The organism is Telluria sp. AZSoR62 (assembly GCF_058111565.1).
The window spans coordinates 1-495 of record NZ_JBYTST010000068.1; the positions used below are offsets into that span (position 1 = coordinate 1).

1 protein-coding gene is annotated in these 495 nt (G+C 51.9%); it reads right to left on the reverse strand.

Features of this window, described 5'->3' with window-relative positions; translation table 11 throughout:
- Window positions 1–401: lambda-exonuclease family protein (locus tag AC3XQU_RS22895; RefSeq protein ID WP_489876456.1), on the reverse strand; the 401-nt coding region annotated here is incomplete at its 3' end.
- Window positions 402–495: the final 94 nt, after the last annotated feature.

Consider the following 495-nt stretch of genomic DNA (forward strand, 5'->3'; position numbering starts at 1 on the left):
GAGCCAGAAAGGGCAATTGCGTGGGCTACTGCGCCAGGGCACTTTATTTCAAGAGGGACGTTATCAGAGGGATCGTAGCCGTCGAATGAGGCTCTGATTATTGCGTTTATCGCACTGATGGCGATCAAAGGTGTTACGACCTTGCCAGTGTGTCGCTCGTAAGCGGCTCTAGCGATTGGCTCCAGTCTCTTACCTCGGTTTCTTAGCGTTTCGAGGTAGTGGTTAGGCGGAGGGGATGGTCCTATCCCAAGCCTTCGCCTAAAAAGCTCATAGGCCGTCGAATACTTCGATTTCCCCATGATAATTGGTGCTTCACTTGCGCCAATGCCCAGTGCACGCCAATCCAACCATTCTTTCGAATTCTGAATGGAGGCCGGCCCGCTCACTACAATCATTGCCATAGAGTTACTCCTGAGAGGAATTATGAAAATCGCGCCGGCACTCGGCGATTGTTCTTGCTCAGGGAGATGCGTAACGCTGCACATGAAACTCTGG